Source organism: Neisseria mucosa, from assembly GCF_003044445.1.
GTDB lineage: Bacteria > Pseudomonadota > Gammaproteobacteria > Burkholderiales > Neisseriaceae > Neisseria > Neisseria mucosa_A.
Genome location: NZ_POWX01000006.1, coordinates 25101 through 46896, shown reverse-complemented (window position 1 = coordinate 46896; position 21796 = coordinate 25101). Strand labels below are relative to the sequence as shown.

The following is a 21796-nucleotide window of genomic DNA, read 5'->3' as shown; positions in this document are numbered from 1 at the left end:
CTTACCCCCAAATTACTTTAACTGAATACACCAAGCAGCCGACCAGCCAAACGATGGTGGCAACCTGCAAAAACAAACGCACGCCGAAGGGTTTGATATAGTCCATCCACAAATCGCGGATACCCACCCAAGCGTGCAAAAATACAGCGATAAAGCTGACCTGAGTGAACACTTTCACCCAAACTTGATCGAAAAATGCCTGCCATGCCGAATATTCTTTAGGCAGGGTAAACAGAATCACTAAAAGTGCAACGGTATAGATCAACATGATAACCGCAGTTGCACGTTGCATAGCCCAATCGCGCAAACCGTAATGGGCACCGGTCAATTTACGTTCTACCATAACAACGCTCCCAAAACGACGGTCAACACCAGAGCAGCAGCAAACACCAATTTGGCGGTATTGCGCGCAGTATTCAGCTCAAGACCTTTGTGTGCATCCAAAAGTAAAAAACGGATACCGGCGAGCAGATGGTGCAGATAAGCCCATAACACGCCGATTAAAATCAACTTGACCAAAGGATTGGAAACGATGGCACGGTAAGTTTCAAACGCCGACTCGCGGCTCAACGTACCGGACAGGAGATACAGCAAAACAGGAAGCATCACAAATAATGCTACCCCACTAATGCGGTGCAAGATGGAGACAATTCCCGGTATCGGCAAGCGAATATTGGGAATCTCCAAAAAGACAGGACGCGGTTTGACGGACATAGCCAGTTCCTCTGTATTTTTTATCAGCTCAAAACCAGTAACTCAGACTACACTAAGTTACATAAACCATAATTTACCTGTTTTATCTGATTTTGAACAGTCCATTTTATCAACAATCTAATAAATTTTACCAAAATACATCATAAACCTTACCAATGATAATACGCACCTCTATTAATACTTGAATCAACATCTTTTCCACTGCCGCCCAATAAATTCTACCCGAACCCATACATTCAAAATATTATTAATATTCTGTTTTTTAATAAATATTCATGATGAAATATCATCCAAAAACTCGACCACAAGAAAAACGAACATAATCCTATGGGATAAAACATTACATTAAAAACAAAATTCCAACAGGCAGATTTTCAGACGACCCTCTCATTTTTCTATCACAAAACTGCACTATTTTAGTGAATAAAGAATTGCGTAATGCGCCATCTCGATGGTGTGATTTCTACCAATGCCTCCATAAAGACAGCGCTGTAACCATAGCGAAATGATACGGGTTTCGGATAAACGGCTGATTGACGCTATTCATAAATTGAATGACACAGCTGAAGTGCCGAAGTAGATCTCATTGCAAATAAAAGTGCGGTTAAAACATTGAACATTTTTAACCGCACTTTTTGTTTCTAACAATTACTTATTTAATCACACCACACGCCATGCGCGCACCGCCACCACCAAGTGGAGCAGGATGATCGGAATGATTGTCGCCACCAACGTGGATCATAATAGAATGACCACGAACTTCATCAAGGCGTTTGATTCGTGGCGCAAGAACCGGATTGGTGGCTGTGCCGTCGTGCAATACGGTTAATGCAGGCAAATCGCCTAAATGCGCATCATCTTGCCATGGGAAGCCATGTTTTTTGGTTTCTTTCGGATCCCAGTGGCCGCCAGCGCCTAAGCCTGCAGTCAGTTTACCGTCTTTTTCTTTCGGCTCACAGCTTGGGTTTTGGTGAATGTGAAAGCCATGCAAGCCGGCTTCCAATCCGCTTAAGTTTGGTGTAAAAACCAAGCCGTATTTGGATTCAGTAATCGTTACAGTACCTACATCTTTATTACCATTAACCGGGTCAAGTTGTTGCACTTTCACTTTAATAGAAGGACCAACAGGTGTCAGATGGTCATGTTTGTGTTCATGCGCATTGACGATTCCCGCAGCACAGATTGCACTGATGCCAACAGCTAATAGCGTTTTAAATTTCATTTATATCTCCTTTTTTGCCAAATTTATGTCAAAAGCTCCTTTGTATTCTAAACAATATGGAGAGTAAATCGAGTATTTTTTGGGATGTTATTAGCTATTAAAGTCATTTGATTTTTCTATCTTTCACCCTTAATTGAAATAATATCTGTTTATAATCTTAAAGAGATAGGCAAAGAAGAAGTCAGCCATGATTTTTTTCTTCGTTTAGGCAAAACTGACATTTCTTTGCCTTACTCCGCTTTATACTGTGCCCGCATTACGGCAAACCCTTTTCACTCAATTACTGCGAGGCTTGTTATGAAACACTCCGAAGAAAAACAATACACCCAGTCTTCCGATCCGGAAAACTTTATCCCAAAATTCAGAAGGCGCAATTTGGACAAAACGGGCTTCCTCAACAAACTCGCCCGTTTTGCAGGTCGATTAGGCGAACCCATCGTCCGTCAGTTGTATGCGCTGTATTATCTTTGGGACTCCCCTCATACGCCTAGACGCGCTAAGATGATTATTGTCGGCGCATTGGTTTACTTCCTCAGCCCTATCGACAGCATTCCCGATTTACTCGGTCCTTTGGGATTCAGCGACGACATAGCCGTCATTACTTTGGTGTACAGCCAGATGAAAACCTACCTGACCGAAGACATTAAAGAACGGGCAAAAGTAGCAACCGAAAAGCTGCTGCGTAAGACATCATAAATATCCACATCCAAAACAAAAGGTCGTCTGAAAATTTTCAGACGACCTTTTGCTTGAAATGTGAAACTTATTTCAACGGAGTCATATTCATCACTTCCATCAGGAAGTTGGTGAACGCCGGATTGGAAGGCTTGTTGCCCATATTTTTCCAACGTTGCTGCCATCCGCGCAAAGCGTTTTGGATATACAGCTTGGATTGTTCGGTATTGATTTCACCTCGTTGGCTGTCAACGGCAGAACGCAGATAAACCTCATATACGCTGTCATCCACGACATTGCGACCGACAAGCTGAATGCGGAACTTGTTCAGATATTGCGCAGCTTGAACTTTGGTCATTTTTCCTTGGCTGACTTGATAGCTCAAACGCGTTGCCTCGTCGCGGATTTTTGAAACATCACTCCAATGCGAAGAAGCCAAACTGAACGCTGCAGGTTTTTCAGCCTTAGTCGCTTTAACGTTAGGCTTAACATTAGTCGGACGGACAGGCACTTCTTGCAAGCTTGGGACATAAATGGTCTCACAACCGGCAAGTGCCGCCAACGCAAATAAGATGGGGATATATTTTTTCATGTCTACCATTATAATCAGGATTATCCAGATAACCAAATTCTATATCAATCTGACTTTTTCTGTTGACTGAATTACAACAACTTTCGTCTTACATTCCAATCTTTACACGATATGGCGCCTTAAATTCATTTTTGTGCCACACCAAAGCACGAAACCACGAAAAAGACCGCAAAAGCGGTCTTTTTTATCACTTATTTTCTCTCAACTCTATTATGCCAAATCGGCAAACAGAGGCGTAGAAAGATAGCGTTCGCCATAAGAAGGCAGCAGCACGACAATCAGTTTGCCTTCGTTTTCAGGCTGTTTGGCAAGCTGCAACGCACTCCATACTGCTGCACCGGAAGAAATACCGACCAAAATACCTTCTTTTTCCGCCATCGCGCGGGCAGTTTCAAATGCCGCTTCGTTCGGGACTTGGGAAATGCTGTCATATACTTTGGTATTCAATACGGTAGGAATGAAGCCGGCACCAATACCTTGAATCGGGTGCGGACCTTTTTCACCACCACTCAACACCGGAGAGGCTTCAGGTTCTACGGCGACAACTTTGACTTCGGGTTTGTGTTTTTTCAACACTTCGCCCACGCCGGTAACTGTACCGCCCGTGCCGACACCTGCTACAAAAATATCGACTTTGCCATCAGTATCGCGCCAAATTTCTTCGGCGGTTGTTTTGCGGTGTACTTCAGGATTTGCCTCGTTATCAAATTGACGTGGCATGAAATAGGTATCAGGATGCTCGTCCACCAAGGCTTGGGCTTTTGCAATCGCACCAGCCATACCTTCGGACGCAGGAGTCAAAATCAATTCCGCACCGAACGCACGCAGCAGCATTTTGCGTTCTTTACTCATGCTTTCGGGCATGGTAATCGCCAGCTTATAGCCGCGTGCTGCGCACACCATTGCCAAGCCGATACCCGTATTGCCGCTGGTCGCTTCTACAATCACGGTATCTTTACCGATTTTGCCCGCTTTTTCAGCAGCCTCAACCATCGCTTCGGCAATACGGTCTTTCACGCTACTGCCGGGATTGAAAAATTCCAGTTTGACAGCGATTTCGGCTTTCAAACCTTCAGTCAGACGGTTTAATTTGACCAACGGGGTGTTGCCGATCAGCTCGGTAATGCTGTTTGCAATCTTCATTTTCTACTCCAGATTTTGATGTGATATGACCTGTATATTAAAGACAGGTCGTCTGAAAAACCAATATCGAATATTTCTTTCTTTATAACTTTTGGTTGTTTGGCTTGATTCGCAAAAATTTTTTCTTAATGAAGCCCGATTTCTCCGACCAAAGCTCCTGTTACCAAAACCTGCATGACCAAAGCCATCAGCCAGCCCAGCCTGAGTTGCGCTTTACTGAACACCGCTGGTGACTGCTTGGCAATGCTTCTGCGGTGCAGATAAAAAACGGTCATGATAACAAACTGCAAAATAAACCAATAAACAGGCTTGAGCGCGTACAATTTCAACAAAGCCGGCAACGTAAAAGCCAAAGAACGGCCCGGCAGCATAAAATACAATATAGCGATAATCGACACAAAAGCCAAAGTCATCAACACATTGCTGACAGCAAGCACACTCAAAAACGGATGCCGTAAATCCGCTTGCCAAAAATCAGTATCCGCCTGCTTTTTCCAATGAAACGCAAAGAAAAACACACTGGCAAAAGTCAGATAAAAATGTGGGACAAACAATGGACCGACATGGGTAATCCCCCACATTCCCGGCAAAAGCTGCGCTCCTAAAATCGACACACCCAGCCACAAAACGACCGAAGCCCAAAACCACTGGAACATTTCAGCGCGGAAAATCAATCCAAAAAACACCAGCCCATAAGCAACAACTGCGAGAAAATCCAAATTCGTCCAAATCATGAATACTGCAACTCGCCTTCAAATACCGTTTGAACAGGACCGGTCATCAAAACGTCCTCACCATGCGACCAAGTAATAAACAAATCCCCGCCCGGCAGAGAAACCTTCACAGGCACGCCTTCCGTCAGCAGCCCCAAACGAACGCCCGCAACCACAGCCGCACAAGCCCCCGTACCGCAAGCCTGAGTTTCACCCACACCGCGTTCAAATACACGCAGGCGGATAGATTCCCTATCGACAATCTGCATAAAGCCGGCGTTGACACGTTCCGGAAACTGTGCGTGCGACTCAATGGCTTCGCCCCAATGAGCCACGGGTGCAGTCTGTACATCCTCAACCACAATCACAGCATGAGGATTGCCCATATTCACACAACTGACCTGCACCGTCTCCAAACCGACCATCACCATATGCGTCAAAGCATCATCCGCTTCGTCAGGAACCGGCACAAACGGGATTTCAGACGACGTAAAACGCGGTTTGCCCATATTCACGGTAACCAAACCATTGTCCAACAGCTTGGGAATAATCACACCCTTAGCCGTTTCAACCAAAATTTCCTTTTTATCGGTCAAGCCTTTATCCGCCACAAATCGGGCAAAGCAGCGCGCACCGTTGCCACACTGCTCCACCTCGCTGCCGTCTGCATTAAAAATACGATAACGGAAATCTACCGCATCGGAAGACGGCTTTTCCACCAGCAGCAACTGATCGAAGCCCACTCCTCTAAAACGGTCGGACCATTCGGCAAGCGGCGCCGTCAGCGGATCAAAATCCTGCCCGATACCGTTTACCACCATAAAATCATTGCCCAAACCGTGCATTTTGGTAAATTTCAAGGTTTTCATCAGTTTTCCTGTTTGTAATCGAATTGAGATGTTTTTAGATATTGGCAACCAGGCATGGATACTCAGGCAGAGATTTGACGCATCATCTTTTTTTCAGACAACCTTTAGCCCTGTTCCAATGATTATGATTGTAAAATATCGGATGCCGCTGTAATTCTTCGGTCGTATTCCTCGCGGTGTTTCGGCAAGAGATAGGGGCGCAGGAGGCTTAAGGTACGACGGATGCCGCGTGCTTTGGAGTCTTCGGTCAGCTTGGTACGCCCGCGCAGGGAACTGTCGAAGTCGAACCAGTATTTCGTTACCATCCACATATTGACGGCGAGGTCGTTCATGGCGGTTTGGTCGGCTTGGATGATGTTCAGACCGTTGAGCTGGGTGAGCAGGTTGACCAAGAGCGGGGAAACTTTGGCTTGGGTGAAGGTATTGTGTTCGCCCAATAATTCGGCACTGCGCGCAAGCAGGGTGTTCACGTCGCTAAACAGGAAGCGGTATTCCCACATCACGTCGTAAATGCCTGCCATATAGTTGATGGAATCTTCCACGTCAGAGGGCAACACGGCTTCATTCAGGTATGCCAGCAGGGCTTCGCTGTAACGTTTGAACAGTTGGACGATGATTTCGTCTTTGTTGCGGAAGTGATAATAAAGATTGCCCGGGCTGATGCCCAAATGTGCCGCGATATGGTTGGTGCTGACATTGCGCTCGCCTTCTTCGTTGAAAAGGATGAGGCTGTCGTTGATGATTCGGGTGTATGTATTGATTTTAGATTCTCGTGCCACGTCGTAGCTCCTTGCGCGCATCGGCAGAATGAATAAACAGTGTTGCTGCCGCTGTTTACAGGCCGTACGAAGCAGGCAGCCAATTGGGTTCGGCGTGTAATTCTACCTGAAATCGAGTAAATACTGTATTACAGACATGCCGCGCCAGTTGCCGGACGTCGTCTGAAGAAGCATTGTTTTTATTCACTAAAACCAAAGCCTGCCTGTCGTGTACCGCCGCGCCGCCGATTTGGAAGCCTTTCAGACGGCATTGGTCGATCAGCCAGCCGGCGGCGAGTTTGACCGAACCGTCGGGCTGCGGATAGCGCGGCATATCCGGATGCTGTTGCAACAGGGACGCGGCTTTTTCCGCGCTGATGACGGGGTTTTTAAAGAAACTGCCGACATTACCAAGTACGTTAGGATTAGGAAGTTTACTGTTGCGGATTGCACACACTGCATCGGAAACATCTTTCGCCGTCGGCGCCCTGCCCGCACTCCGTTCGGCAACGGCGGCTGCCAAATCGCCGTAACCCAAATTCGGCTCGAAACGCTCTTTCAGGGCGAATACGACCGAAACAATCACATAACGCCCTTTGCCTTCCTGCTTGAACAGGCTTTCGCGGTAGGCGAAGCGGCAGTCGGCATTGGAAAGCTCGACAAAGGTTTCCGTATCCAAATCGAAGCAGCGCACGCTGTGAATCACGTCTTTCGCTTCCACGCCGTATGCACCGATGTTCTGCACGGGCGACGCGCCGACTGTACCCGGAATCAGGCTCAGGTTTTCCAGCCCGTTCAAACCCAGCGCGACGGTGTGCAGGACAAAATCGTGCCAGATTTCGCCTGCCTGCGCCTCGATGTAGACGAGGCCGTCTGAACGTGCAATCTCGAGTATGCCTTTGTTTTCCATATGTACGACCAGTCCGGCGTAATCCTGCATCAAAAGGATATTGCTGCCGCCGCCGAGCCATAAAATAGTATCGCGGTCGAACTCGGGCAGTCGGACGATGTCGCGCAACTCGTCGGCGTGTTCGAGTGCGATAAAGGCTTGGGCTTGGGCGTGAAGGCCGAAAGTGTTGTAGGGGGTGAGGTCGGTTTGGTATTGGATGGGTTGCATGGGTTTAAACTTTAAAATAGATATTGTCAGTGGCGGGCTTCAGCCCATTGTTTCGATATTTTAAGCGGCGGAGTTTTCAGACGACCTTATGCGATCTGACCATCTCCCTGCTGCACAATTCCAAGCACCACACCAAGGCGATGGCTGCGATGGTGAGCGAGGCGATCAATGCCGTCCAGAAGCCGTAAATGCCCATATCGAAACGGTAGGCGAGCAGGTAGCCCGGCAGCAGGCCGCAGCCCCAGAAGGCGGCGGCGTGGATGAACATCGGCACCTTGGTGATTTTATAGCCGCGCAGGGCGTAGGACGCGATACATTGGGTGAAGTCTGCCGGTTGGAACAAGCCGGCAAACAGCAGGACGGTGGCGGCGATGCTTAAAACCGCCGGATCATTGTTGTACATACTTGCCAGCGGCGAACGGAATAATACCAAAGAAAGCACGGTAATCACGGCGAGCATCCAACCCAACACCAGCGACACACCCGAAATATAACGCGCCCGTGAAAATTCGCGTCGTCCTAATGAAAAACCGATGCGCACCGTCCCTGCCGAGCCGACGCTTTGCGGAATCATATAGAGAATCCCCGACAAACTGATGCCGACCTGCTGCGCCGCCACATAATCCTCGCCGAAGGGCGCAATCAAAAACACGATAAACGAAAATGCGCTGGCTTCCAAAAAATAAGACAGTCCGATGGGCGCACCGATTTTCCAAATCTGTTTGAACACCGCCAAATCCGGTTTGCCGAATTTTGCCGACAGTCCGAACGGGCGGAAGAATTTTTCCTTAGCGATATAAATCCACAACGCCAGCGCGCTGAACCAAAACACCACCATCGTCGCCAGTCCGCAGCCCGCGCCGCCCAAAGCGGGCATACCGAATTTGCCGTAAACGAAAATATAATTCAGCGGCACGTTCAACACAAACGCCGCGAAGCTGACCAACATAATCAGGCGCGGGCGGTTCAGGCTGGAAGCGTAGGCGTGCAGCGCACGGTGTACCATCGCCGCAGGCATTGCCAAGCTGGTGAACAACATATACTGCGCCATCGTGCCTTCCACATAATCGCTCAAGGTCAGCCAGTTGCGGAACGGAGTAATCGCCGCCCACATCAACACCATGCCGAAAATCCCCAAGATCAACCCGAACCAAATCCCCTGCCGCCCCGTTTCGCCCACTTCGTCAGTTTTACCCGCGCCGTAAAGCTGGGCAATCATCGGGTTCAGCGCTGCCATAATGCCCATAAAGGTAATATAAACCGTGGCAAACGCGCTGCTGCCCAAAGCCACCGCCGCCAAGTCCTCCTTGCCCGCACCGCCCGCCATCACGGTATCGACAAAACCGATGCCCACCTGCGCCACCTGCGCCAACAACATGGGCAGGGCAAGGACGGTCAGCAGGCGGATTTCTTTCAGGAAGACGGAAAAGGAAAAGCGGTTGAGGTCGAGCAGCATAAGTGTTTGTAGAACTTTAAAAAAGCGGAAATAAAGAAACAGGTCGTCTGAAAACAGACGGCCTGTTCCGTATGGGATTTGAAAACGGAATTATATTGGAAACAACGATTGATGGACAGCCAGAAAGCCTTTCAGACGACCTTAAACACCCTCAATGTCGTCTGAAAACCGTCAAATCGCCGCCTCAGAGCGTTCGCCCGTACGGATGCGGATAGCTTCTTCCACAGGCAGCACAAAGATTTTGCCGTCGCCGATTTTGCCGGAACGGGCGTTTTCGATGATAACGTCAATCACTCGTTCGACATCTTCATCGGCAATGATCAATTCGACTTTGACTTTGGGCAGAAAATCGACGGCGTATTCCGCGCCGCGATAAATTTCCGTATGCCCTTTCTGACGGCCGAACCCTTTGACTTCGCTGACGGTCATGCCGGTAATACCGATTTCGGTAAGGGCTTCGCGTACGTCGTCGAGTTTGAAGGGTTTGATGATGGCTTCGATTTTTTTCATGGCACACTCCGATTGGAAAAGAATAAACAACAAATATAACAGAAGCAGCAGGGAAACGATAAGCGGTACGGAAACTCGGCGATGCGGAAACTTACCGGAAACCGTCATTCCCACGCAGACGGGAATTCAAACCTCTGCTCAGAAATATTTAAAGACTACTGTAAATCCAAACTTCTATAGTGGATTAAATTTAAATCAGGACAAGGCGACGAAGCCGCAGACAGTACAGATAGTACGGCAAGGCGAGGCAACGCCGTACTGGTTGAAAGTTAATCCACTATAAATTCCCGCCTGCGCGGGAATGGCGCCATTTGATATATGGACATACGGAAGCAGTTGCCCCCTACTTCCTGAAATTTTCCACATACCCGACTTCCGACGAAAATCAGAAAAACAGATAAAACCCTTATCCCTTAATATTTTCAGACACCCCCTACATTTCCCCCGGCCGCAGGTCGTCTGAAAAATTGTCAACATTTTAGCCCAAATTACCAAGCAACTCAGACCCATTCGGCGTATAATACAGCCTTTCCCAACCGCATTTGTGAGCTGAATCATGTCTGTTGTTTTGCCCTTGCGCGGCGTTACCGCCCTTTCCGATTTCCGTGTTGAAAAACTCTTGCAAAAAGCAGCCGCACTCGGTCTGCCCGAAGTGAAACTGAAAAGCGAATTTTGGTATTTTGTCGGCAGCGAGAAAGCACTGGATGCTGCGACTGTCGAAAAACTGCAAGCCTTGTTGGCGGCGCAAAGCGTTAAAGAAACGCCCGAAGCGCGCGAGGGCTTGCATTTATTTTTGGTAACGCCCCGTTTGGGTACGATTTCGCCGTGGGCTTCCAAGGCGACCAATATCGCAGAAAACTGCGGTTTGGAAGGCATCGAACGAATCGAACGCGGCATGGCGGTATGGCTGGAAGGTCGTCTGAATGATGAACAGAAACAGCAATGGGCGGCTTTGCTACACGACCGCATGACCGAATCCGTGCTGCCCGATTTTGAGACGGCCTCCAAATTATTCCACCATCTCGAATCCGAAACTTTCTCCAGCGTCGATGTTTTGGGCGGCGGTAAAGAGGCTTTGGTCAAAGCCAATACCGAAATGGGTTTGGCACTTTCTGCCGACGAAATCGATTATCTGGTTGAAAACTATCAGGCTTTGCAGCGCAATCCGTCCGATGTGGAGCTGATGATGTTTGCACAGGCAAACAGCGAACACTGCCGCCACAAAATCTTCAACGCCGATTTCATCCTCAACGGCGAAAAGCAGCCCAAATCTCTCTTCGGCATGATACGCGACACGCACGACGCGCATCCCGAAGGCACGGTCGTTGCCTATAAAGACAACTCGTCCGTGATCGAAGGCGCGAAAATCGAGCGTTTCTATCCGAATGCGGCGGAAAACCAGGGCTACCGTTTCCACGAGGAAGACACGCATATCATCATGAAAGTGGAAACGCACAACCATCCGACCGCCATCGCGCCGTTTGCAGGCGCGGCGACGGGCGCGGGCGGCGAAATTCGCGACGAAGGCGCAACGGGCAAAGGTTCGCGTCCGAAAGCGGGCTTGACCGGCTTTACCGTGTCCAACCTGAATATCCCTGGCTTGGAGCAGCCTTGGGAACAAGCCTATGGCAAGCCGGAACACATTTCCTCGCCGCTGGACATCATGATTGAAGGTCCTATCGGCGGCGCGGCGTTCAACAACGAATTCGGCCGCCCGAACCTCTTGGGCTACTTCCGCACTTTTGAAGAGAAGTTTGACGGTCAGGTTCGCGGCTACCACAAACCGATTATGATTGCCGGCGGCTTGGGCAGCATTCAGGCGCAGCAGACGCATAAAGACGAAATCCCCGAAGGCGCGTTGCTGATTCAACTGGGCGGCCCGGGTATGCTTATCGGCTTGGGCGGCGGCGCGGCTTCATCCATGAATACCGGTACAAACGACGCGTCTTTGGACTTCAATTCCGTACAACGCGGCAACCCTGAAATCGAACGCCGCGCGCAGGAAGTGATCGACCGCTGCTGGCAGCTCGGCGACAAAAACCCGATTATCTCCATCCACGACGTCGGCGCGGGCGGCCTGTCCAACGCCTTCCCCGAACTCGTCAACGATGCCGGACGCGGCGCGGTATTCAAGCTGCGCGAAGTGCCGCTGGAAGAACACGGCCTCAACCCGCTGCAAATCTGGTGCAACGAATCGCAAGAGCGTTATGTGTTGTCGATTTTGGAAAAAGATTTGAACACCTTCCGCGCCATCTGCGAACGCGAACGCTGCCCGTTTGCCGTAGTCGGCACGGCGACCGACGACGGCCATTTGAAAGTACGCGACGATTTGTTCTCCAACAATCCCGTCGATTTGCCGCTGAACGTCTTGCTCGGCAAACCGCCCAAAACCACGCGTAGCGACAAAACCGTGAGGTCGTCTGAAAAACCGTTTAACGCGGGCAATATCGACATCACCGAAGCCGCCTACCGCGTTCTGCGCCTGCCCGCTGTAGCCGCCAAAAACTTCCTGATTACCATCGGCGACCGCAGCGTCGGCGGCATGACCCACCGCGACCAAATGGTCGGCAAATACCAAACCCCCGTAGCCGACTGCGCCGTTACCATGATGGGTTTCAACACCTATCGCGGCGAAGCGATGTCTATGGGCGAAAAACCGACCGTCGCCCTGTTTGACGCGCCCGCTTCGGGCAGAATGTGCGTCGGCGAAGCCATCACCAACATCGCGGCGGTCAACATCGGCGACATCGGCAATATCAAGCTTTCCGCCAACTGGATGGCGGCGTGTGGCAACGAAGGCGAAGACGAAAAACTCTACCGCACCGTCGAAGCGGTTTCTAAAGCCTGTCAGGCATTGGATTTGAGCATTCCCGTGGGCAAAGACAGCCTGTCGATGAAAACCGTTTGGCAGGACGGCGAAGAGAAAAAATCCGTCGTTTCGCCGTTGAGCCTGATTATTTCCGCGTTCGCGCCTGTCAAAGACGTGCGCAAAACCGTTACGCCCGTATTAAAAGACAATGCCAATTCGTTCGCTATTCTGCTGATGATTGACTTAGGCAACAACAAGTGCCGTATGGGTGGGTCTGCACTGGCTCAAGTGTATAACCGAAGCGGCGGCGAAGCACCTGATATTGATGCAGGCCGTCTGAAAGCGTTTTATCAGTTAATTCAGCAACTCGTTCAAGAAGATAAGTTGCTGGCCTACCACGACCGTAGCGACGGCGGTTTGTTTGTGACTCTGGCAGAAATGGCATTTGCTTCTCGCCGTGGCATGAATCTCGATCTGCTGACAATGGTAGATAAAAATATTAACGTTAAAAACGAGTATTACTCGCCTCAAGAATGGCAAAAATTTGTCCTAACTACCCTGTTTAACGAAGAATTAGGAGCCGTTATTGCTGTTCACGCTGCCGACCACGAATATATTTCTAATTTGTGCGAGAAACTGAATCTCACGCTGCACCATTTGGGAGAGTTTGCCGACAGCGGCCATATGGTCATCAATGCAGGAGAAGAAATTTTCAATCAATCCCTTACCGACCTGCAACGCGCATGGCAGGAAACCAGCCACGCCATCCAACGCCTGCGCGACAACCCCGCTTGCGCAGACAGCGAGTTCGCCCTGATTGGCGACAACGACCGCAGTGCATTGTTTGCCGACGTGAAGTTTGATGTGAACGAAGATATCGCCGCGCCGTTTATCAACAGCGGCGCGAAACCCAAAATCGCCATCCTGCGCGAACAGGGCGTGAACGGGCAAATCGAAATGGCCGCCGCGTTCACCCGCGCCGGATTCGATGCCTACGACGTGCATATGTCCGACCTGATGGCAGGCCGCGTCCGTCTTGCCGACTTCAAAATGCTGGCGGCGTGCGGGGGCTTCAGCTACGGCGACGTACTCGGCGCAGGCGAAGGCTGGGCGAAATCCATCCTGTTCCACCCCGCCTTGCGCGACCAGTTCGCCGCCTTCTTCGCCGACCCGGACACGCTGACATTGGGCGTGTGCAACGGCTGCCAAATGGTCAGCAACCTCGCCGAAATCATCCCCGGCACGGCAGGCTGGCCGAAGTTCAAACGCAACCTGAGCGAACAGTTCGAAGCGCGCCTGAGCATGGTTCACGTCCCCAAATCGCCTTCGCTGATACTCGCCGAAATGCAAGGCTCAAGCCTGCCCGTCGTCGTCAGCCACGGCGAAGGCCGCGCCGACTTCGCGCTTCACGGCGGCAAAATTTCAGACGGCCTCGGCATCGCGCTGCAATACGTCGATGGACAAAACCAAGTTACCCAAACCTACCCGCTCAACCCGAACGGCTCGCCGCAAGGCATCGCCGGCGTTACAAACGCCGACGGCCGCGTCACCATCATGATGCCCCACCCCGAACGCGTCTATCGTGCCGCACAAATGAGCTGGAAACCGGAAGACTGGACGGAACTGTCCGGCTGGTACCGCCTCTTCGCCGGAGCAAGGAAGGCGTTGGGTTAACCGGCAGGCTGATTTGATTCGGCTTTAAAGAAAAGGTCGTCTGAAAACGATTTAGTGGATTCTGCTATACCTATTTTCAGACGACCTTTATATGTTCTTTTGTGTATAAGACCGAACCGACCGCCGTCATTCCCGCGCAGGCGGGAATCCAGACCCCTGCATTTCAGAAATACTTCAAGATTACTGTAAATCCAAACTTCTGGATTCCCGCCTGCGCAAGAATGACGGTCATAGGAAAATCAATGCATTACCTCAAATAATTAAATTAGAAAACTTAACTTTGGTAGGAAGACTTAAATGGCAAAAACAAAATATTCCGCACGGATCAATGGAGAACATATTGATGGGACAATAGAAATTATAAAAAGAATCGTCTTACATCTGCATGATATGGGCAAAACACAATTTAAGGTAAAAGATGTAGATGAACAGATTGAAGAACTAAAAAACCAATGGCAGATTACTCCTGACTATAATGATGATACACGTGCTTCTTTGTATGTACTTAGTGTTAATTCAAACTCAAGGAAGCATTATCACGAATCAATGCACCAAGACTTTTTATGGTGGAAAAAAGGAGGAATATTTGAATTATACAAACCAACAAATTTTCAAATAAACTCAACCCAATCTTTGGAACAAGATCTCGGTAAACTCAAAGAACAATTAGCATCTGAAATTGAACCAGAAAAACGAACCGAAATCGAAACCTTAATAAAAGCCCGTCAAGGGCAAGGCAGATTCCGGCAAAAACTACTCGAACTGTATCCGAGCTGTCCACTGACAGATCTAGATGTTCGGTCTTTACTTATTGCCAGCCATATCAAACCTTGGAGCAAGTGCAATAATGAAGAGAGGTTAGATCCCTTCAATGGTCTTATGCTCGCACCCCATATCGACGCATTATTCGATAGCGGTCTGATTACGTTTGAAACCGACGGTACGATAAAAATCAGTCCGAAAATCGATCTGGAAAATCAAAAGCGGCTTGGGATTTTTCCCGATATGCAATTAAAAATCGAACCTGAAAGCGAAAAATATTTCGAGTATCACCGCAACCACGTTTTCCAAAAAGAAGAATAAATAGTGTTGAACAGTCCGTTGACTTAAGGTCGTCTGAAAACGATTTAGCGAAACCTGCTATTTCTGTTTTCAGACGACCTTTTTGCGTTCTTTTGTATACGAATACTAACCAATTACCGTCATTCCCGCGCAGGCGGGAATCCAGACCTCTGCATTTCAGAAATATAGTGGATTAAATTTAAATCAGGACAAGGTGACGAAGCCGCAGACAGTACAAATAGTACGGCAAGGCGAGGCAACGCCGTACTGGTTTAAAGTTAATCCACTATACTTAAAGATTACTGTAAATCCAAACCTCAAGATTCCCACCTGCGCGGGAATGACGATGATTGAGTATTTTCCATTTGAATTCACCATAAAACCAAAATGCCTGCCCCTTTTCGGGCAGGCATTTTCATACGTCAGTTCAATCAGGTTCGGCTCAATATTTGACTGTCCAGCCTATCTCGCCGCCCGCGCGCATCGGGACGAGTTCGCCGTCGCCGTATGGGACGCTTGCGGGGACGGTTTGGCTTTGTTTGACGAGGGTGATCGTGTCGGTGTTTTCGGGAATACCGTAGAACCTTGCGCCGTTTTTCGAGGCGAAGGCTTCAAGTTTGTCCAACGCGCCTGCTTTTTCAAACACTTCGGCGTAAAGCTCGATGGCGGTCATGGCGCTGAACATGCCGGCGCAGCCGCAGGCGTTTTCTTTGGCGGATTTGGCGTGCGGCGCGGAGTCGGTGCCGAGGAAGAATTTGTGCGCCTTCTCGCCGGTAACGGCAGCGACCAATGCCTGACGGTGGGTTTCGCGTTTGAGTACGGGCAGGCAGAAATGATGGGGGCGCACGCCGCCGACCAAGAGGTCGTTGCGGTTGAGCAGGAGGTGTTGCGGGGTCACGGAGGCGGCAACGTTGTCGCCTGCTTCCAAAACCAGGCGGGCGGCTTCGGCGGTGGTGATGTGTTCGAACACGACTTTAAGATTTGGCACTTGCGCCAAAACGGGTTTCATCACGCGCTCGATAAAGGCGGCTTCGCGGTCGAAGATGTCGATTTCGGAGTCGGTTACTTCGCCGTGAACGAGGAACAGGATGCCCTGTTTTGCCATTTCTTCCAACACGGGAATGAGTTTGAACAGGTCGGTTACGCCGGAATCGGAATTGGTCGTTGCGCCTGCGGGGTAGAGTTTGAAGGCGACGATACCGGCGGCTTTGGCTTCGCGCACCAGCTCGGGCGTGGCTTGGTCGGTGAGGTAAAGCGTCATCAACGGCTCAAACGCGCTGCCTTCGGGCAATGCCGCCATGATACGCGCTTTGTAGGCAAGCGCATCGGAAACGCTGACGACGGGCGGCTTGAGGTTGGGCATGATGACGGCGCGACCCATCTGGCGGGCGGTATAGGGGGCAACGGCTTGGAGCGCGTCGCCGTCGCGCAGATGCAGGTGCATATCGTCGGGGCGGATGATGGTCAGGGTTTGCATGAGTGTTCCTTTTTAGATTTTTGGGTTTCAGACGACCCCTTGATGTTCCTTTAAAGCTCGTCTGAAAAAGCTATTGCACAAGGACGGGCTTGCCGTTGTAGGACTGATGCGTCAGGTAAAACACCGCCTGTACGGGCAACTGGTCGGACGGGGTGGTTTTGACGGTCAGCAAGGTTTCTTCCGAGCTGCCCGAAGCTCGCCACGCGTAGGACAACTGGCGGATCGGAATCGGCGATTCGGACGCTTGATCGGTGCGCAATTCGCTATTCAAGCCCTTCGGCGGGTTTTCCACCAATACCATAAACTGCTTGCGTATCAGGGTTTCGTCCGCACGCGCCGTCTTCACGCTGCAACTGTCGCCGGTCAGGCTCAAATAATAATCCGCGCCGTCCTGCGTTTTCTTCCAAACGGCAAGCGCATCCAGCTCGATGAAACCTGCGGGCAGCCTGCCGATTTCTTCCGCGTTCAAAGCCGTCAACTTTTCATTATCGGCAAAAGAGCGCACTCTATCGGCAGCCCCGTCAAAAGCGACGCAGCCTTGACGGAACAATTCCGCCGCCGCGTTCGCACGATCCGCCATCTGCTCGGGCGGCACTTCCTCCCTGCCGCACGCCGTCAATAAAACGGAGAAAGCGGCAAGCGTCAAAAGCCTTGAAATCGGACGTTTCGCCATTTTCAGACGACCTCTATTTGTGTTTCACAACCAGCGTGAACACGCCGTCTTCTTCACGCGATTCGAGCAAGACATGCCCGGTCTGGCGGCAGAAAGCCTCAAAATCTCCGGGCGCGCCGCCGTCGGTCGCCAACACGGTCAGGACTTCGCCTGCCTCCATTTGCGCCAACGCTTTTTTGGTTTTCAAAATCGGCAAAGGGCATCTGAGCCCCTTTAAGTCTAAGGTGTGTGCGTTCATAATTTCCGATGTTCCGTTAAAAGGATTAACATGAATTATACCGTACTTACTTGCACCCCACCCCGCCGAACCCATAAAATAAAGCCATTTTTCACTTTGGAGCACACCATGCGCCGTCTCGCCCTCCTGACCCTCTGTCTTGCCACCACGGCAGTCAACGCCGCCGGATTCAGCGAAAAAGATACCCCCTTCAACACACGCTACAAAGAAAGCCCCGAAGAAGCCGCAGCCCGCGAGTTTGCCGAACAAAAAACCGCACTCCCGCCGCTGCCCGACACCCAATCCGGCGACTGGTTCGACCTCTACGTCAGCGAAGACTACGGCAAACAGCCCAAAATCCTTCTCAGCAGCTTACAAATCATGCCCTCTCCCGACGGCAGCATCCGCTACATCCTCAACGTGCGTTCCGACAAAGGCCATGACAACCTGACCGTCGAAGGTCTCTTCTGCGCCCGCTCTTCCTTCACATACGGCAAAGACAAACGCTCGTCTTATAAAGTGTTCGGCTACGGCGACACCGTCAACCGCCGCTGGATCGAGCCGCGCAAAGCCGAATGGAAACCCATAGGCTCGACCTTCAACAAAAACGACGCGATGCGCGCCGTCCTCTACCAAGCCTTCTGTACCGACGGCGTACCGACCACCACCGAAGGTCTGGCCAAACGCCTCAAAGAACGCGCCGGACGCTACGCGCCGAAGATGGTGCGCCACGACAAATAAGCCGTTTGACGGTTTCAAACATCAAAAAAGGTCGTCTGAAACATTTTCAGACGACCTTTGTTCCATTCGAATCAAATACGGATATCAGGTACTTTATTGAACAGACGATAGAAATTGTCGCTAGTGTAAGCAGCAAGCGTTTCTACGGATTCGCCGCGCAGTTTCGCCACAAACTCGGCGGTATAGCGGACATAGGAAGGTTCGTTAGGCTTACCGCGTTTGGGAACAGGGGCGAGAAACGGGGCATCGGTTTCAACCAGCATTCTATCCGCAGGGACATATTTGGCGGCTTCCTGAATTTGCGGGGCATTTTTGAAAGTAACAATGCCGGAGAAGGAAATGTACAGCCCCAAATCCAAAGCGGCTTTGGCAAAAGCGGTATCTTCGGTGAAGCAGTGGATAACGCCCGAGTTGGTTTGACCTTCTTTCAGAATCGCCAAAGTATCGGCGGCGGCATCGCGGGTGTGGACAATCACGGGCAAACCGCTTTCATTGGCGGCTTGGATGTGCTCGGCAAAGCGGCGGTGCTGCCATGCCAAATCGCCTTTGCACCAGTAATAATCCAAGCCCGTTTCGCCTATGCCGACGACTTTCGGGTGTTTTGCCGCTTCAACCATTTCGGCAACGGTAAATTCTTTGGCTTCTTGGCTGTCGGGGTGGACGCCTATGGTGCAGTAAATCTGTTCATTGGCTTGGGCAATGTCGAAGACTTCGGCGAAACTCTGTTTGCTCACGCTGATGGCAAGCGCCTGCTTAACGCTTTGTTCTTCCATATTGGCGAACACTTCAGGCAGGCGGTTGCTCAAGCCTTCGAAATTGAGATGGCAGTGCGAATCGATTAAATGCATGATTTTAAAGCGTGAAAGTAACGCGGTCGCTGCGCAGTTTCGGTCCCAACTCGCCTTCAATCAGGGTTTTCGCCTGAAGACAGCTCTCGTGTTCGGAAAATGCCAGTCCGACGCCTTTAGGGCGGTGGGCGGAAGTACGGGCAGGGTTGATCCAGACGACTTTGGTAGGCAGGAAGCGTTTGGGGTAATCGGCGATTTCAACGGCAAGCAGGATGTCTTCGCCTAATGAAAATACGTCTTCGGTCGGAACGAAAAGTCCGCCGTGTTCGAGAAACGGCATATAGCAGTTGTAGAGCAGAGTCGGGTCTTTGAGCTGCAACGCCATCATTTTCGCCGGAATGTCTTTATTGTTGTTTACCATTTTGTTTTACCTTATCTAATTATTTGTTTTGCCAAAATTCGAGATATTCAGTCAATAGATACTCAAGCTGCATTTTAACACTCAAGGTGTGGTATCCGTAAGGGCTGAGTGCGTTCAGACGACCTGTCAGTGCAAACAGGCGGCGCGGGTCGGTTTTAGAAGCCGTCTGCGACAATGCCTGCGCGTAATCCGGATAATAAAGCGGCGGCATTTGTTGTTGCGCCAAGCCGACATCCAACAGCCATTTCTGCATCCAATCGATAAATACTGCCAACGGTTGCTTGTGTTTGTCGAACGCAGCGGCGTAGTCGAGTATCGTCAACAGGCGCGGCGCGGCAAGCAAAGTGAGCAGCTCTTCGCGTAAGTCATCGATTTCAGGCGTATGGGCAAACAACGGCGCACCACTGTGAAAAGCCAGTAAAGATTCCGCATCGTCCACACCCTCTCCACGAAGATACGACAAAGCTTCGTCGCGCGAAGGTGCGGGCAGAACCATCTGGCGGCAACGGCTTTTAATAGTCGGTAAAAGTTTGTCGCGTGCATGCGTAACCATTAAAAAAACAACGTGTTGCGGTGGCTCTTCCAACGCTTTGAGCAACCCGTTTGCCGCCTGCATGTTCATGCTTTCAGCGGGATGCACCAATACCACCCGCAATCCTCCGCGCACAGCCGTCAGATAAATGTTTTCCACAATATCGCGCACGGCATCGATTTTAATTTGCAACAATTTTCGCCCGACCGCACCATCTTCGGGGATTTCAGGAGTAAGTTCGTAAAAATCGGGATGGCTGTTTTGCGAAAACAAATGACACGAAGCGCATACGCCGCAAGGCTGATGATCTTTCCGAGGCGATTCGCACAGCAAAGCCTGTGCCACAAACCGCGCAAACGCTGTTTTGCCGGTATTTTCCTTGCCGGTAAACAGCCAAGCGTTCGGACGGTTTTCCCAATGACCGGCAAGCTGCCGCCACTGATTTTGATGCCACGGATAAATCATGTCGAGAAGTACAAGCGTTTGAACAAAAGCGTGATTATACAGGGAAATGTTAGAGGTCGTCTGAAAAGCGGCTTCCGTTTCAGACGACCTTGCCGGATGTGCATCATTTTTAAGCAACATGATTTTTTGCCTGTATATCAATCGTCAAACCGATTTATACACAGGCTGTTCACACAGTTTGCCTGACAAAATGTGTATCACAACAAAATCCACACATACTTTTTTTCAGATTTCAAACAACAGCCTGAGCTATAATCCGCCTCATTCACCTTCACCCTTCCAATCATGAACCGACAAAAAACCTACCTGCTGCTGACCGCCCTGTTCACCCTGATTTTCATCGCACTCATCATGCTCGGCGGCTACCTGCTTTCCATCCAAAGCAAACAATTCGCCGTCGCCGCCTTCCTGTTCGCATTCGGCACCGTCTTCGCCCAAATCGGCAGCCTCGCCCTCTACATCCGCCACAAAGCCCGCACCCAAATCATGCGCTCGCAACAAACCGAACCCCGTTAAGGAAATCCCATGTTCGACAAAATCGTCCTCGCCAGCGGCAATGCAGGCAAACTCAAAGAATTTACCCGCCTCTTCGCCGATTTGAACATCGAAGTCCTGCCGCAATCCCAGTTCGACACGCCCGAATGCCCCGAGCCGTACCACACCTTTGTCGAGAACGCGCTCGCCAAAGCCCGCCATGCCGCCAAACACAGCGGCCTGCCCGCGCTCGCCGACGACTCCGGCATCTGCGCCACCGCCTTAAACGGCGCACCCGGCGTCCTCTCCGCCCGCTATGCCGGAGCAAACCCCAAATCCGATACCGCCAACAACAAACGCCTTTCAGACGACCTCTCCGACAAAGCCGACAAAAGCTGCCACTACGTCTGCGTCCTCGTCCTCGTCCGCCACGAAAACGACCCGCAGCCCATCATCGCCGAAGGCATCTGGCGCGGACAATGGCAGACAGAAGCCACAGGAACCAACGGCTTCGGCTACGACCCGCATTTCTACCTGCCCGAACACAACTGCACCGCCGCCGAGCTTGACCCCGAAATCAAAAACGCCGAAAGCCACAGGGGACAGGCGTTGCGGGAATTGTTGAAAAAAATTGAAGCCTTATAAATTTATAAATTAATAACAGGTCGTCTGAAAAAATTTCAGACAACCTCAA

At 50.6% G+C, this 21796-nt stretch carries 23 protein-coding genes; 6 read left to right on the top strand and 17 right to left on the bottom strand.

The window, feature by feature from the left end:
• Position 1 precedes the first annotated feature (1 nt).
• The 3 genes from sdhD to sodC form a co-directional block, all read right to left on the bottom strand.
• Positions 2-343, bottom strand: a complete 342-nt coding sequence (gene sdhD, locus DBY90_RS05050) for a succinate dehydrogenase, hydrophobic membrane anchor protein (RefSeq protein WP_003741798.1) — start codon at positions 341-343, stop codon at positions 2-4.
• The gene (sdhC, locus tag DBY90_RS05045; protein ID WP_070491554.1) at positions 337-714 is read right to left on the bottom strand and encodes a succinate dehydrogenase, cytochrome b556 subunit; all 378 of its coding nucleotides are present in this window, start codon (positions 712-714) and stop codon (positions 337-339) included. Before sdhC ends, sdhD begins: the two co-directional genes overlap by 7 nt.
• A gap of 652 nt (positions 715-1366) precedes the next feature.
• Entirely contained in the window at positions 1367-1936 is a 570-nt protein-coding gene (gene sodC, locus DBY90_RS05040) for a superoxide dismutase family protein (protein ID WP_070491552.1), read from the bottom strand.
• 297 nt (positions 1937-2233) lie between these two features.
• Here sodC and DBY90_RS05035 point away from each other — a divergent pair, with 297 nt between their 5' ends.
• Positions 2234-2632: a YkvA family protein gene (locus tag DBY90_RS05035; RefSeq protein ID WP_070491550.1), complete on the top strand. Its 399-nt coding sequence runs from the start codon at positions 2234-2236 to the stop codon at positions 2630-2632.
• A gap of 67 nt (positions 2633-2699) precedes the next feature.
• On the opposite strand, the gene DBY90_RS05030 is transcribed toward DBY90_RS05035, so the two are convergent.
• From DBY90_RS05030 to DBY90_RS04995, 8 genes are all read right to left on the bottom strand, one after another.
• Positions 2700-3212, bottom strand: a complete 513-nt coding sequence (locus DBY90_RS05030; protein ID WP_070491548.1) for a lipoprotein — start codon at positions 3210-3212, stop codon at positions 2700-2702.
• A 201-nt stretch (positions 3213-3413) separates the two neighbouring features.
• Positions 3414-4346 (bottom strand): cysteine synthase A, encoded by a 933-nt coding sequence (cysK, locus tag DBY90_RS05025; RefSeq protein ID WP_003741809.1) that lies wholly within the window; start codon positions 4344-4346, stop codon positions 3414-3416.
• Between the two features lie 125 nt (positions 4347-4471).
• Positions 4472-5080, bottom strand: coding sequence for a hypothetical protein (locus DBY90_RS05020; protein WP_070491546.1), 609 nt, complete (start codon positions 5078-5080; stop codon positions 4472-4474).
• Positions 5077-5928 (bottom strand): diaminopimelate epimerase, encoded by an 852-nt coding sequence (gene dapF, locus DBY90_RS05015; RefSeq protein WP_070491544.1) that lies wholly within the window; start codon positions 5926-5928, stop codon positions 5077-5079. Before dapF ends, DBY90_RS05020 begins: the two co-directional genes overlap by 4 nt.
• 122 nt (positions 5929-6050) lie before the next feature.
• On the bottom strand, positions 6051-6728 hold the full coding sequence (locus DBY90_RS05010) for a TetR/AcrR family transcriptional regulator (protein WP_107986629.1): 678 nt from the start codon (positions 6726-6728) through the stop codon (positions 6051-6053).
• Between the two features lie 34 nt (positions 6729-6762).
• A complete protein-coding gene (murB, locus tag DBY90_RS05005) occupies positions 6763-7803 on the bottom strand; it encodes a UDP-N-acetylmuramate dehydrogenase (protein ID WP_107986627.1) in 1041 nt (346 codons plus the stop codon).
• A 76-nt stretch (positions 7804-7879) separates the two neighbouring features.
• Positions 7880-9259: a multidrug efflux MATE transporter NorM gene (norM, locus tag DBY90_RS05000; RefSeq protein WP_070491538.1), complete on the bottom strand. Its 1380-nt coding sequence runs from the start codon at positions 9257-9259 to the stop codon at positions 7880-7882.
• 171 nt (positions 9260-9430) lie between these two features.
• On the bottom strand, positions 9431-9769 hold the full coding sequence (locus DBY90_RS04995) for a P-II family nitrogen regulator (RefSeq protein ID WP_016687995.1): 339 nt from the start codon (positions 9767-9769) through the stop codon (positions 9431-9433).
• 556 nt (positions 9770-10325) lie between these two features.
• On the opposite strand from DBY90_RS04995, the gene purL reads away from it, so the two are divergent.
• Both purL and DBY90_RS04980 read left to right on the top strand, forming a co-directional pair.
• Positions 10326-14252: a phosphoribosylformylglycinamidine synthase gene (gene purL / locus DBY90_RS04985; protein ID WP_060975104.1), complete on the top strand. Its 3927-nt coding sequence runs from the start codon at positions 10326-10328 to the stop codon at positions 14250-14252.
• A 297-nt stretch (positions 14253-14549) separates the two neighbouring features.
• Complete coding sequence (locus tag DBY90_RS04980; RefSeq protein ID WP_081094539.1) at positions 14550-15335, top strand: HNH endonuclease; 786 nt, start codon at positions 14550-14552, stop codon at positions 15333-15335.
• Positions 15336-15756: 421 nt separating this feature from the next.
• Here the strand turns inward: DBY90_RS04980 and pyrC are convergent, their stop codons facing one another.
• The 3 genes from pyrC to DBY90_RS04960 all read right to left on the bottom strand — a co-directional run bounded on the left by pyrC (position 15757) and on the right by DBY90_RS04960 (position 17702).
• Positions 15757-16791, bottom strand: coding sequence for a dihydroorotase (gene pyrC / locus DBY90_RS04970; RefSeq protein ID WP_107986621.1), 1035 nt, complete (start codon positions 16789-16791; stop codon positions 15757-15759).
• A gap of 70 nt (positions 16792-16861) precedes the next feature.
• Positions 16862-17464, bottom strand: a complete 603-nt coding sequence (locus DBY90_RS04965) for an NMCC_0638 family (lipo)protein (RefSeq protein WP_070492239.1) — start codon at positions 17462-17464, stop codon at positions 16862-16864.
• 13 nt (positions 17465-17477) lie between these two features.
• Positions 17478-17702: a sulfurtransferase TusA family protein gene (locus DBY90_RS04960; RefSeq protein ID WP_009311572.1), complete on the bottom strand. Its 225-nt coding sequence runs from the start codon at positions 17700-17702 to the stop codon at positions 17478-17480.
• 108 nt (positions 17703-17810) lie between these two features.
• On the opposite strand from DBY90_RS04960, the gene DBY90_RS04955 reads away from it, so the two are divergent.
• Positions 17811-18422, top strand: coding sequence for a CNP1-like family protein (locus DBY90_RS04955; RefSeq protein WP_070492341.1), 612 nt, complete (start codon positions 17811-17813; stop codon positions 18420-18422).
• Positions 18423-18493: 71 nt separating this feature from the next.
• Here the strand turns inward: DBY90_RS04955 and DBY90_RS04950 are convergent, their stop codons facing one another.
• From DBY90_RS04950 to DBY90_RS04940, 3 genes are read right to left on the bottom strand one after another with little or no spacing between them, the layout of a single operon-like run.
• The gene (locus DBY90_RS04950; protein ID WP_070492243.1) at positions 18494-19270 is read right to left on the bottom strand and encodes a TatD family hydrolase; all 777 of its coding nucleotides are present in this window, start codon (positions 19268-19270) and stop codon (positions 18494-18496) included.
• Positions 19271-19274: 4 nt separating this feature from the next.
• Positions 19275-19631: a PilZ domain-containing protein gene (locus DBY90_RS04945; RefSeq protein WP_003760734.1), complete on the bottom strand. Its 357-nt coding sequence runs from the start codon at positions 19629-19631 to the stop codon at positions 19275-19277.
• Positions 19632-19650: 19 nt separating this feature from the next.
• Entirely contained in the window at positions 19651-20628 is a 978-nt protein-coding gene (locus DBY90_RS04940) for a DNA polymerase III subunit delta' (protein WP_070492343.1), read from the bottom strand.
• Between the two features lie 285 nt (positions 20629-20913).
• On the opposite strand from DBY90_RS04940, the gene DBY90_RS04935 reads away from it, so the two are divergent.
• Positions 20914-21144 (top strand): NGO_0222 family membrane protein, encoded by a 231-nt coding sequence (locus DBY90_RS04935; RefSeq protein WP_070492246.1) that lies wholly within the window; start codon positions 20914-20916, stop codon positions 21142-21144.
• Between the two features lie 9 nt (positions 21145-21153).
• On the top strand, positions 21154-21747 hold the full coding sequence (gene rdgB, locus DBY90_RS04930) for an RdgB/HAM1 family non-canonical purine NTP pyrophosphatase (protein ID WP_070492250.1): 594 nt from the start codon (positions 21154-21156) through the stop codon (positions 21745-21747).
• The last annotated feature ends 49 nt before the right edge of the window (positions 21748-21796 follow it).

What these genes read in the sequence shown, in the direction of transcription:
- sodC (WP_070491552.1), bottom strand. Translation starts at nt 1,936, where the DNA reads ATGAAATTTAAAACGCTATTAGCTGTTGGCATCAGTGCAATCTGTGCT.
- DBY90_RS04955 (WP_070492341.1), top strand. Translation starts at nt 17,811, where the DNA reads ATGCGCCGTCTCGCCCTCCTGACCCTCTGTCTTGCCACCACGGCAGTC.
- sdhD (WP_003741798.1), bottom strand. Translation starts at nt 343, where the DNA reads ATGGTAGAACGTAAATTGACCGGTGCCCATTACGGTTTGCGCGATTGG.
- DBY90_RS04980 (WP_081094539.1), top strand. Translation starts at nt 14,550, where the DNA reads ATGGCAAAAACAAAATATTCCGCACGGATCAATGGAGAACATATTGAT.
- dapF (WP_070491544.1), bottom strand. Translation starts at nt 5,928, where the DNA reads ATGAAAACCTTGAAATTTACCAAAATGCACGGTTTGGGCAATGATTTT.
- DBY90_RS04960 (WP_009311572.1), bottom strand. Translation starts at nt 17,702, where the DNA reads ATGAACGCACACACCTTAGACTTAAAGGGGCTCAGATGCCCTTTGCCG.
- norM (WP_070491538.1), bottom strand. Translation starts at nt 9,259, where the DNA reads ATGCTGCTCGACCTCAACCGCTTTTCCTTTTCCGTCTTCCTGAAAGAA.
- purL (WP_060975104.1), top strand. Translation starts at nt 10,326, where the DNA reads ATGTCTGTTGTTTTGCCCTTGCGCGGCGTTACCGCCCTTTCCGATTTC.
- murB (WP_107986627.1), bottom strand. Translation starts at nt 7,803, where the DNA reads ATGCAACCCATCCAATACCAAACCGACCTCACCCCCTACAACACTTTC.
- DBY90_RS04965 (WP_070492239.1), bottom strand. Translation starts at nt 17,464, where the DNA reads ATGGCGAAACGTCCGATTTCAAGGCTTTTGACGCTTGCCGCTTTCTCC.
- cysK (WP_003741809.1), bottom strand. Translation starts at nt 4,346, where the DNA reads ATGAAGATTGCAAACAGCATTACCGAGCTGATCGGCAACACCCCGTTG.
- pyrC (WP_107986621.1), bottom strand. Translation starts at nt 16,791, where the DNA reads ATGCAAACCCTGACCATCATCCGCCCCGACGATATGCACCTGCATCTG.
- DBY90_RS04945 (WP_003760734.1), bottom strand. Translation starts at nt 19,631, where the DNA reads ATGGTAAACAACAATAAAGACATTCCGGCGAAAATGATGGCGTTGCAG.
- rdgB (WP_070492250.1), top strand. Translation starts at nt 21,154, where the DNA reads ATGTTCGACAAAATCGTCCTCGCCAGCGGCAATGCAGGCAAACTCAAA.
- DBY90_RS04940 (WP_070492343.1), bottom strand. Translation starts at nt 20,628, where the DNA reads ATGATTTATCCGTGGCATCAAAATCAGTGGCGGCAGCTTGCCGGTCAT.
- DBY90_RS04950 (WP_070492243.1), bottom strand. Translation starts at nt 19,270, where the DNA reads ATGCATTTAATCGATTCGCACTGCCATCTCAATTTCGAAGGCTTGAGC.
- DBY90_RS05020 (WP_070491546.1), bottom strand. Translation starts at nt 5,080, where the DNA reads ATGATTTGGACGAATTTGGATTTTCTCGCAGTTGTTGCTTATGGGCTG.
- DBY90_RS04935 (WP_070492246.1), top strand. Translation starts at nt 20,914, where the DNA reads ATGAACCGACAAAAAACCTACCTGCTGCTGACCGCCCTGTTCACCCTG.
- DBY90_RS05010 (WP_107986629.1), bottom strand. Translation starts at nt 6,728, where the DNA reads ATGCGCGCAAGGAGCTACGACGTGGCACGAGAATCTAAAATCAATACA.
- DBY90_RS04995 (WP_016687995.1), bottom strand. Translation starts at nt 9,769, where the DNA reads ATGAAAAAAATCGAAGCCATCATCAAACCCTTCAAACTCGACGACGTA.
- sdhC (WP_070491554.1), bottom strand. Translation starts at nt 714, where the DNA reads ATGTCCGTCAAACCGCGTCCTGTCTTTTTGGAGATTCCCAATATTCGC.
- DBY90_RS05030 (WP_070491548.1), bottom strand. Translation starts at nt 3,212, where the DNA reads ATGGTAGACATGAAAAAATATATCCCCATCTTATTTGCGTTGGCGGCA.
- DBY90_RS05035 (WP_070491550.1), top strand. Translation starts at nt 2,234, where the DNA reads ATGAAACACTCCGAAGAAAAACAATACACCCAGTCTTCCGATCCGGAA.